General features: G+C 66.5%; 10 protein-coding genes. 8 read left to right on the top strand and 2 right to left on the bottom strand.

From position 1 onward, the window contains the following. Positions 1-348 precede the first annotated feature (348 nt). Positions 349-1386: a fibro-slime domain-containing protein gene (locus tag ENSA7_RS23450; RefSeq protein ID WP_146158046.1), complete on the top strand. Its 1038-nt coding sequence runs from the start codon at positions 349-351 to the stop codon at positions 1384-1386. Positions 1387-1452: 66 nt separating this feature from the next. Here the strand turns inward: ENSA7_RS23450 and ENSA7_RS23445 are convergent, their stop codons facing one another. Beyond that, positions 1453-1629 (bottom strand): DUF1328 domain-containing protein, encoded by a 177-nt coding sequence (locus ENSA7_RS23445; protein ID WP_106091564.1) that lies wholly within the window; start codon positions 1627-1629, stop codon positions 1453-1455. A 373-nt stretch (positions 1630-2002) separates the two neighbouring features. On the opposite strand from ENSA7_RS23445, the gene ENSA7_RS23440 reads away from it, so the two are divergent. The 7 genes from ENSA7_RS23440 (at position 2003) to ENSA7_RS23410 (ending at position 8213) form a co-directional block, all read left to right on the top strand. Continuing rightward, positions 2003-3394 (top strand): sigma-54-dependent transcriptional regulator, encoded by a 1392-nt coding sequence (locus ENSA7_RS23440; protein WP_106091563.1) that lies wholly within the window; start codon positions 2003-2005, stop codon positions 3392-3394. Beyond that, a complete protein-coding gene (locus tag ENSA7_RS23435; RefSeq protein WP_106091562.1) occupies positions 3391-4746 on the top strand; it encodes a sensor histidine kinase in 1356 nt (451 codons plus the stop codon). Before ENSA7_RS23440 ends, ENSA7_RS23435 begins: the two co-directional genes overlap by 4 nt. Continuing rightward, entirely contained in the window at positions 4743-5165 is a 423-nt protein-coding gene (locus ENSA7_RS23430) for a response regulator (RefSeq protein WP_106091561.1), read from the top strand. Before ENSA7_RS23435 ends, ENSA7_RS23430 begins: the two co-directional genes overlap by 4 nt. Beyond that, positions 5162-6340 (top strand): hybrid sensor histidine kinase/response regulator, encoded by a 1179-nt coding sequence (locus ENSA7_RS23425; protein WP_106091560.1) that lies wholly within the window; start codon positions 5162-5164, stop codon positions 6338-6340. The genes ENSA7_RS23430 and ENSA7_RS23425 overlap by 4 nt, the downstream gene beginning before the upstream one ends. A gap of 197 nt (positions 6341-6537) precedes the next feature. After that, the gene (locus tag ENSA7_RS23420) at positions 6538-6987 is read left to right on the top strand and encodes a hypothetical protein (protein ID WP_181234029.1); all 450 of its coding nucleotides are present in this window, start codon (positions 6538-6540) and stop codon (positions 6985-6987) included. Positions 6988-7036: 49 nt separating this feature from the next. After that, positions 7037-7234, top strand: a complete 198-nt coding sequence (locus ENSA7_RS23415) for a CsbD family protein (RefSeq protein ID WP_106091558.1) — start codon at positions 7037-7039, stop codon at positions 7232-7234. Positions 7235-7589: 355 nt separating this feature from the next. After that, positions 7590-8213, top strand: coding sequence for a response regulator (locus tag ENSA7_RS23410; RefSeq protein ID WP_106091557.1), 624 nt, complete (start codon positions 7590-7592; stop codon positions 8211-8213). 33 nt (positions 8214-8246) lie between these two features. Here the strand turns inward: ENSA7_RS23410 and omp85 are convergent, their stop codons facing one another. Further along, the gene (omp85, locus tag ENSA7_RS23405; RefSeq protein ID WP_106091556.1) at positions 8247-9707 is read right to left on the bottom strand and encodes an Omp85 family outer membrane protein; all 1461 of its coding nucleotides are present in this window, start codon (positions 9705-9707) and stop codon (positions 8247-8249) included. Between the last annotated feature and the right edge of the window lie 56 nt (positions 9708-9763).

Below are 9763 nucleotides of genomic sequence, written 5' to 3'. Positions count from 1 at the left end.
ACCTGGCGCCGCTCCGGGGCGGTCGCGCGGCGGTCCACCTGGTGGCGACGGGGCCCGACGAGAGTTCGGCGACGACTGGGGGGGAGGCGGTGGCGACCGAGATCGTGGTCGCGGCGGTAAAAGCAAGGGCCGCGGTCGTCGGCGTGGCGGCCGTGGAGGTCGTGGCGGTGGCGGTGAAGGCGGCGACGGGGGCTCCTTCAGCGAGTGGGACTAACCCCCACCCGCAACGATCCGCGCTGACCCGCGCGCCCTCGACACGTTCAGCTTCAGAGCCGGGACACAGGCGCGGCAGGCGGGGCTGAACCGGCACTGGCGGCGCGCTTCGAGCCGGCGTGGTAGGTCAACCACATGACCTACCAACGGTACCCAAATTATCGAGTGGTCTGCGCGGCCGCAGCCGGGCTGATCATGATCGGCTGTGGCGACAGCGGAGTGAGCGACATTGGCGAGACCGCCGACGAGACCGCCGAGACCGCCGACACCAGCACCAGCGACACGAACCCCGAGACCGGCACCGCCAGCAACACCGGAGACGGCGACGGCGACGGTGATGGAGACGGCGATCCTGGAGATGGCGACGGCGATCCCGGCGACGGCGACGGTGACGGTGACGGTGACGGTGACGGAGACGGAGACGGCGATGGCGACGGGGACGGGGATGGCGACGGGGACGGGGATGGCGACGGAGACGGCGATGGCGACGGAGACGGAGACCTGTGTGGCACGACGATCTATCCGACCTACCGCGACTTCGAGCCGCTCCACGTCGACTTCGGCTGTCACATGTTTGGCAACGGCGCGCGCCCAGGCCTCGTGCTTCCAGCGCTAGGGATGGACAACAAGCCGCAGTACAACCCCAACCCGCCGCCGCCGCCCGGCAACTGGAACGGCTCGAACCCGCAGATCACCAGCGCGAACAGCTTCAGCGACTGGTACAACACCAAAGACGGGATCAACATCGAGATCGGCGGCGAGATCGAGCTGGTCGAGACGATGCCCAACTCCGGCATCTACAGCTACGCCAGCGACATGTTCTACCCGCTGACGGGGATGGGCTTCGGCAACAACGTCACGCCCAACTGGTCCGGCGAGACCTACCCCAACTGGAACGGCGCGTTCACGACTGAGATCCACGTGCAGTTCCAGTATTTCGCTGGCCAGCAATTCACCTACACGGGCGACGACGACGTGTGGGTGTATATCGACGGTCAGCTGCGGCTCGACATTGGCGGCCTGCATGGGCCCGTGATGGCCTCGGTCGACCTCGACGGTCTCAACTTGGTCGAGGGTGCGTTCTACGATCTAGACGTGTTCCACGCCGAGCGGTGTGGGAGCGGCTCGAACTTCCGCATTGACACCTCGATCTCCTGCATCATGCCGCAGTAGCTGGCCCTGGAGGGCGCGAGAGGGGCCCCCCGATATGATGGGGGGCCCAAGCTTGGTCAAGCTCGGTCAAGCGGCGGCTTTGGCCGACCTGAGGAAGTGCAGCACGGCCGAGGCGACAGCAAACACGATGAACACCCAGAACAGGATCTGGGCAATTGACGCAGCCCCTGCCGCGATTCCGCCGAATCCAAATACGGCTGCGACGATTGCGATGATGAAAAAGACGAGTGCGTAATATAGCATGAGGGTTGCTCCTGTCTGCCGTCAAACGGCGGGAATGGTGGTGACGAATACATTCACGAGGTAGTGCGACAACCGTGCCAGCACGCGCGGTCCCGCTCGCTGCCATCTAGCGGCCAGACAGCGCGCCGCTGTGCCGATCGGACACAACCATTGCTAGCGACGGGCTCACGTGTGTCGAAGCGGCATCAATGGATACTCGCAGGTCGAGATCCCGCCTGGCCCCGGGTGCCACGTCACAGGCGAGCCTGCAACGCATCAATCTGCGTGTTTGGTGTTCCACCCGACCATCGCGGCAGAACGTCTCGTGCGGCTCATCGACACGGTGCAGCGCCAGGTTGGTCCCGCCCGACCGATGCATGCTAGAAGCCGGTCCATGGATCCCCGAATTCTGGTCGTCGATGACGACCCCGACACCCGCGAGTTGCTCAGCGCAAACTTGCGTTTGGAGGGGTACCAGGCCCAGCCTGTGGGCAGCGCCGAGGCGGCGCTCGAGCAGCTCGAGGGCGCGCTGATCGACGCGATCCTGACCGACGTCCACATGGAAGGCATGACCGGCGTCGACCTGTGTGAGCGTGTTCGCGAGCGCTACCCCCACATCCCCGTGCTCGTGATGACCGGGAAGGCGGACATGGCCACCGTGGTCGCCGCCCTGCGTGCTGGTGCCCACGACTTCGTGAGCAAGCCCGTCGACCTCCCGCACCTTCACCACCGACTCGAGCGCGCGCTGCATGCCGCCGCGCTCGAGCACGAGGTTCACCAGCTCCGCCGCAAGCTCCACCGGGCCGACGCGTCGACGCTGGTCGGTGAGAGCGCTGCCCTAGCGCAGACCCAGAGCTTGATCGAGCGGGTCGCCGACGCCGATGTCCCGGTGCTCGTCACCGGGGAGAGCGGAGTCGGCAAGGAGCTCGTCGCCCGCGAGCTGCACCGCCAGAGCGAGCGCGCGGACCAGCCCTTCGTTGCGATCAACTGCGCCGCGATCCCGCCACAGCTGCTCGAGAGCGAGCTGTTTGGGCACGTCCGGGGCGCGTTCACGGACGCCCAGCGGGCCCGCGAGGGCCTGTTCATCGAGGCCGGGAGCGGCACCCTGTTCCTCGACGAGATCGGCGAGATGCCGCTCGAGATGCAGCCGAAGCTGCTGCGCGCCCTGCAAGAGCGCACCGTTCGACCGGTCGGCAGTGACAAGACCAGCCCATTTCGAGCGCGCGTGATCACGGCGACCAACCGCGACCTCGAGACCGAGATCGAACAGCAGAGGTTCCGCGAGGATCTGTTCTATCGGATCAACGTGGTCAACATTCACGTCCCGCCGCTGCGGGTCCGGGGTCGCGACGTGCTGCTGCTCGCCCAGTTCTTCTTGACGCGCATCGCCGAGCGCAGCGGCAAGCCGGTCAAGGGCATCAGCGCTGCAGTCGCCGAGAAGATCCTGGTCTATGACTGGCCCGGCAACGTGCGTGAGCTCGAGAACTGCATGGAGCGCGCCGTCGCCCTCGCTCGCTACGACGAGCTCACGGTCGCCGACCTGCCCGACAAGGTCACCCACTACGAGCGCGGCGAGATGGTCATCCACGCCGCCGAGCCCGAAGAGCTGATCACCCTGGCCGAGCTCGAAGGTCGCTACATTCGGCGGGTCCTCCAGGCCGTAGATGGCAACAAGTCACGGGCCGCGGAGGTCCTCGGGCTCGCGCGGCGGACCTTGTATCGACGGCTCGGCCGGCTCGACGATGAGTCGGGCGAGTCAGGCGAGGAGCGAGAGGGCGCCGCGTGAGCTCGACCGGCGCCAACAAGCGGCTCGCGGGGACCCGGCGCGCGCTGGCGATCCTGCGTGACGACCTCGCGCTCACCTACGCGATGTCGGAGGCAGCGAACGAGTCTGGCAGCCTCGAGGAGGTCCTGGCCGAGGCGCTCGAGATGATCTGCGAGCACATGGGCTGGGCCGTCGGGCACGCGCTGTCCGTCGATCGAGCCAGCGCCAGCGCTCGCAGCACCGAGATCTGGCAGCTGCCGCCGCTCGCCTCGTTCGAGCCGCTTCGCGCCGCCACCGATCAAATCGAGGCATTTCCGCTCGCGGATCGGGCGATCCGCGAGCAGACCCCCATGTTGCTGCATGACCTCGGCGCGCACCAGTTCGGGCGCCTGGCTGTCACATCGGCGCTGGGGCTCCACCACTACTACGTGCTCCCGATCCTCTCGGGCGACATCGTCGTCGCGGCCCTGGAGTTTCTGACCGCCAAGCCCGACCCCCGCGGGGACGAGGCGCTGACTCAGCTGCTCGCCAACCTCGGGATGTTGCTCGGTCGCGTGGCCGAGCGCGAGGCTCGGGCCGAGCAGCGGGTCGCGCTGCGCCACAGCGCCCGCGCCCGCAAAGAGGCCGAGGCACGCGCACGGGCGCTGTTGCGGGTCACCAAGGAGCTTCAGCAGCGCAACCGCGAGCTCGATCAGTTCACCTACGCGGCGTCCCACGATCTGCGCGCGCCGCTGCGGGGGATCGCCAACCTGGCCGGGTGGTTGGCCAGCGATCTCGAGCCTCACCTCACCGACGACACCCGCCGCTACCTGGATCTGCTCGAAGGTCGCGTCAAGCGGATGGAGGCCTTGATCGACGGGCTGCTCGCGTACTCGCGCCTGGGCCGAGCCGCCGTCCCCGACGAGCGGATCGACGTCACCGCGTTGGTGCGTGAGCTCGCCGAGCTGCACGACGTCGACGGCGTGGTCGAGTGGCGCATCAGTGACCTGCCCGAGATCACCGGTCCGCGGCTGTTGCTGCGTCAGGTCCTCGACAACCTGCTGTCCAACGCGATCAAGCACACCACCGCGGCCCGACCACACGTCAGCGTCTGGGCCGAGCGCGACGAGCCGGCCGAGGCCTGGCGGCTGTTCGTGCGCGACAACGGTCCAGGCATCGACCCGCGCTACCATGAGCGGATCTGGGAGATCTTTCAGACCCTGCGGCCCCGCGACGAGGTCGAGAGCACCGGAATCGGGCTGTCGCTGGTGCTGAAGATCGTCCGCCAGCGGGGCGGCAGCGTCGGCCTGGACTCCCAGCTCGGAGCCGGGGCAACGTTCCACTTCACCTGGCCGGATCGAGCACCCGACCAAGCACCCGAGGCGTCAACATGATCCCAGCCACAAAGCCCCTCAACGTGTTCCTCATCGAGGACGATGAGATCGACGTCGAGAACATTCGACGCGCCTTCCGAGAGAGCGCCACACCGCCGAACCTGAGCACCGCCAAAGACGGTCAGCAGGCGATCGAGATGCTCGAGGCGGGCGAGGTCCCCCGTGACCGGCTGGTGATCCTCCTGGACCTCAACATGCCGCGAATGAATGGCATCGAGTTTCTCGGTGAGCTGCGAAAGACCGAGCGCTTCGCCCGATCTCCGGTCGTCGTCCTGACGACATCGGACGCTGAGCAAGACAAGCTCCGGGCCTACCAACACAACGTCGTCGGCTACATCCTCAAGCCCGTGACGTACCCGAGCTTCGTCAGCCACATGAAGACCATCGAGGCCTACTGGCGCCTCCAAGAGTTCCCATGACCGGTACATCGTCGGCTGTCCCTCCGCCGCTGCGAGTCATCGTCATCGACGACGACGAGATCGATCGCATGGCCGCGCGGCGGATCCTCGAGCAGCTGCCGCTGCGCGTCAGCATTGAAGAATTCGAGTCGGGAGAGACCGGGCTCGCGCGGCTGCTGGCGGGCGACGTGGACTGCGTGCTGCTCGACTACTCGCTCCCCGGGTTCGACGGCTTCGAGGTCCTGGCTCGCCTCGACGCGGCCCAGATCGACGTGCCAGTCATCATGATGACCGGCATCGACGGCGACGAGCAGCTGATCGTCGAGGCGCTGCGAAACGGGGCCTATGACTACCTGTCCAAGTCCAGGCTGCAGGTCGCGACCTTGTGGTCCAAGATCCGCGCGGTTCGTCGGCTCCACGGCGCCCGCTCGCAGATCCGCGCGGCCCAGACCAAGCTGCACTCGACCATTGCCCAGCTGCGCCAGGCCGTCGCGGCCCGCGACAGCGTGCTCGCGGTCGTCTCCCACGATCTGCGTGGGCCGCTCAACAACATCCAGCTCTCGCTCGGCTTGCTCGAGGCCGACGACCCGGCCGCCCGCCGCATGGCGATCGACAGCATCGAGCGCGCCGTGTCTCGCTCGAACCGGTTGATCAGCGACCTCCTCGATGTCTCGCAATTCGAGAGCGGTGGGTTCGAGCTGCAGCTGGCCTCGATCGACGCGAGGGCGCTCGTCCACAGCGCGGTCTCCGAGGTCGCCGCGCTCGCGGGGCAGACCCGCAACGAGCTGCTGGTCGAGATCGACGAGGCCCTCGCGCCTGTCCACGGCGACCGCGAGCGGCTGCTTCAGGTGCTCGACAACCTGCTGCGCAACGCGCTCAAGTATGGCCCCAACGCGAGTGAGCTTCGGGTCCGCGTGCGGGTCTGCAGCGACGACCCACGTCACGCCGAATTCTCCGTCAGCGACCGAGGTCCGGGGATCGACGAGCGCGATCGTGGGCAGGTCTTCGAGCGGTTCTGGCAGGCCGACAGCCGGGCGAAGAGCTCGGGGTCTGGGCTTGGACTGGCGATCGCCAAGAGCATCGTGGAGGCCCACGGCGGGCAGATCGGGGTCGATCAAGCCATTGAGGGCGGCGCTCGGTTTTACTTCACGCTGCCCTTCGTTCACGCGGCAAAGCTCGAGCCACCACACGCGTAGCGCGTCGCGGTTCAGATTGGCACACCGAGCGCCGAGCTGCGCCGTCGTGCACCACGTTGGCAGTTGCGAGCGTGGTGCTCCTGACTTCAATTGCGTCTGCCGTGGCTTGCTCGGCTTGGTACGGGCCGTGCACAACACACCAACGCAAGGCACGAACGCACGCCTCTCTACCCATGCGAAAGCGAGTCAATATGAAGATGTCCACTATCACACCCTTGGCCCTCACCTTCACGCTCAGCGTTGCGGTGAGCTGCGAGGGGACCAAGGTTGACGACCAGGCCAAGAAGGAGCTCGACAAGGCCGGCGACAAGATCGAGGACCGGGTCGAGAAGGCCGGTGACAAGCTCGACAAGGCCGGCGACGAGATCGCAGCTGAAGCCGACAGCGCCAAGGCCAAGGCCAAGGCCAAGGCCCGGGCCGAACAGCTGGGGCAGCGAATGGAAGCCGCGACGGAGCAGGCCAAAGCCGACGGCCGAGAGATCAAAGCAGATATCAAGTCGGGGCTCGACGAGGCCAAGGCCGACGTCGCCGCCAAGCTAGCTGCGCTCGAGGAGGCCACCGAGGAGACCTCGGACGAGGCCGCGAGGAAGCTCGACGAAGCCCTCGACAAGCTCGACAAGCGCCTCGAGGACTACGAATCGACCTGACGTCGATTACTCACTCAACCAATCAACAACCCGAGAATAGGAGTGGAAGATGAACTGGACACAGATCGAAGGAAAATGGGAAGACTTTCAAGGCCAGGCGCGCACCAAGTGGGGCAAGCTGACGAACCAGGATCTCGAGCAGGTCAAGGGGCGCCGTGATCAGCTGATTGCCAAGCTCAAGGTGCGCTACGGCGAAGCCCAGGAGTGGGCTGAAGGGCAGGTTGACGAGTTCCTCGCGCAGCTCTGAGTCAGCAACCGTGTGAGTCGGACCCGGGCGCGGCTGGTTCTCCAGCCGCGCCCGGCTTTTTGGGACGTCGACGATCGGATCAGCCGATCAGCACCACACGTAGGATGTATCGGGCAGCCAGAGATCGACCCGCAGGTCGCGGCAGCAGCGGCGAGCCAGCGGAGGTCTCGCTGCCAACGACTTCTACCTGTCCTCGCCAGTGAAGACAGGGTCGGAGCTGTGTGGTCGTCCCCGATAGGTCGGGACGCCCCTGTCAGCCCCGTCTCCGGGCATGGGCCCCCCAGTGCCCAATCTGGTCAGTCTGGCCGCCCAGCCGGGTCGACGCGGTTCATCGAGTTCTGATAAGATGAGGTACATGTCGGATGCGACCGGAACTGGGCGACTTCGCGTTCTCGTCATCGACGATAGCCCCCAGATCCTGGCGTATCTGCGCGAGCTGCTGAGCGCCGACGAGTGTGACGTCACGACCATCTCCGACCCGCACGAGGGGCTGGAGCGGCTGCGCCGCAAGAACGAGCGGTGGCACATCCTGATCCTCGATCTCGAGATGCCCGACATGCCGGGCCTGCGCCTGCTCGAGAAGCTGCGCCAGATCGACGGTGGGCTCGCGGTCATCACATTGACCGAGCACGCGACCACACAGTCAACCTCCGACGCGATCAAGCTCGACGTCTCGGCCTACATGCACAAGCCCTTCAGCGGCGACGACATGCGCAATACCATCGCCCGGGTCGCCCGCAAACAGGGGATCATGGTCCGCGCCGAGGATCGACTCTATGTCATGATCGGGCGCGGGATCAGCCAATTGCGGCAATCCAAGCGTGTCGCCCTCAATGAGCTCAGCCGCCGCACGGATCTGTCGCAATCGCTGCTCTCGCAGATCGAGCGGGCAGAGAAGCCGCCCTCGCTGTCCGATGTGTTTCGGATCGCGCGAGCGCTCGAGGTCCCGCTGTCCCAGCTCGTCGCGGTCGACGAGTAGCGGGCGCTCGCTCGCTCGTCGAGATGTGCACCCTCAGAACATCTGTCCGATATCAATATAGAACCCAAAGTTCTCATCGGTAGGCGACCAAGCCGGGTCCGCCCGGATCACCAATGTCTCGCCCCAGGTGATCCGCAGCCCGCCACCGACGCCCACCTTGATGTCCTCGAACCGCCCATCCACGTCAGCCCCCGCGAGCATCGTCGGCTTGTAGTCGGTCCACACGCGCCCGGCGTCGACGAACGCCAGCGCCCCCAGGCCAAATCGCTGATTCGAGATCGTGAAGCGATAGAACATCGAGCGCAGCTCGAGGTTGACCAGCGCCTTTTGCTTGCCAAAGTAGCGCTGACGCGGCACGCCGCGGACCGACCAGCTGCCGCCCGGCCCGTCGCGCTGGACCAGCACTCCGAATTGCCCAAGCTCATATAGCGGCGGCTTGCCAACCAGATAGTCCAGGGCCCCACGCGCCGCGAGGACCAAGTACTCGCCGTACAGCGGCACGAACACCGCCGACCCCAAGAACAACTGGCCGAAGGTCAGGCCCTGATCGACCCCCGGTGAGAACCGACCCGAGAGCTCCGTGAACGAGCCGCGCGTGGGCACGAATTCGTGGTCGCGGGTGTCGTAGAGCAGCCCCAGATTGAGGGTCCAGACCGCGTGGTTCTGGGTCCCGTGCATCAGATCCCGCAGCGTCTCGCCGTCGACGCTGTCGGTCTCGCGCAGCTCGAGATCCTCGCTGAGCTTCGTGTCGGGATACGGGTTGATCACGTTGTAGGCGAACGAGGTGCCGACCAGCGCCTCGAGTCGCTGCTTGTGCTCGACCGCGCCCGCGACCCCACCGTAGGCGCTCGGCGGGCAGCGATCGGCACGCTTGGGTCCACACGGCCGCCGGGCGTCGCCGCCGACGCGCGACCGATCCCACAAGATCAGCCGCGTGTTGAAGTCGAGCATCGGGTAGATGCGGTCGTACTGGTGGTAGCGCCGGGCCGCGGCGAACTCGTCGGGCGCCGCCTCGGGATCGATGTCTTCCCACGGGGCGAGGGCTTGCGTCGCGTTGCCGATCCCATACCAGCCATGGTTGGTGAACCGCCGAAACCGAAGCTGCGTGTTGATCCGCAGGCGCCCGCCCCACAGCCCCGGAAAGTCGGCCTTGATGTAGTCGTCGTGAAACGGCAGCCGAACCCCCACGCCCGGGGTGTTCTTGACCGTCGCGTTGAGCAAGATCTCCAGGCGCCACCGAAACGGCTGATAGTCCGGGTGGAACCGAGCCAGGGTCACCAGCGCGCCGAAGCCCAGGCCAAGATCGATGTCGTAGGAGACCGCCGGAAGCACCCCCGACTCCAGCCGGTAAGGATCATCGGCTGCCCGTTTCGATTTGTTCTTGCGCTTGCCCTGTTTGGGGTCCTGTGAAACGGGACCCGAATCTGGGCCAGCCGGGCCAGCCTCAGGCGGCGCCCACACCAGCCACAGCGCGAGCGCGGCGGCGACACTCACGGTGTCCCCGCATGCGAGCGCTCGCGTCGGTTCGCATCTGCCACGCCGACCAGTGT

The organism is Enhygromyxa salina (assembly GCF_002994635.1).
Lineage (GTDB): Bacteria > Myxococcota_A > Polyangia > Nannocystales > Nannocystaceae > Plesiocystis > Plesiocystis salina_B.
The sequence above is the reverse complement of the archived record's forward strand: the minus strand, read 5'-3'. Positions and strand labels throughout refer to the sequence as shown.

What these genes read in the sequence shown, in the direction of transcription:
- ENSA7_RS23450 (WP_146158046.1), top strand. Translation starts at nt 349, where the DNA reads ATGACCTACCAACGGTACCCAAATTATCGAGTGGTCTGCGCGGCCGCA.
- ENSA7_RS23445 (WP_106091564.1), bottom strand. Translation starts at nt 1,629, where the DNA reads ATGCTATATTACGCACTCGTCTTTTTCATCATCGCAATCGTCGCAGCC.
- ENSA7_RS23440 (WP_106091563.1), top strand. Translation starts at nt 2,003, where the DNA reads ATGGATCCCCGAATTCTGGTCGTCGATGACGACCCCGACACCCGCGAG.
- ENSA7_RS23430 (WP_106091561.1), top strand. Translation starts at nt 4,743, where the DNA reads ATGATCCCAGCCACAAAGCCCCTCAACGTGTTCCTCATCGAGGACGAT.
- ENSA7_RS23425 (WP_106091560.1), top strand. Translation starts at nt 5,162, where the DNA reads ATGACCGGTACATCGTCGGCTGTCCCTCCGCCGCTGCGAGTCATCGTC.
- ENSA7_RS23420 (WP_181234029.1), top strand. Translation starts at nt 6,538, where the DNA reads ATGTCCACTATCACACCCTTGGCCCTCACCTTCACGCTCAGCGTTGCG.
- ENSA7_RS23415 (WP_106091558.1), top strand. Translation starts at nt 7,037, where the DNA reads ATGAACTGGACACAGATCGAAGGAAAATGGGAAGACTTTCAAGGCCAG.
- ENSA7_RS23410 (WP_106091557.1), top strand. Translation starts at nt 7,590, where the DNA reads ATGTCGGATGCGACCGGAACTGGGCGACTTCGCGTTCTCGTCATCGAC.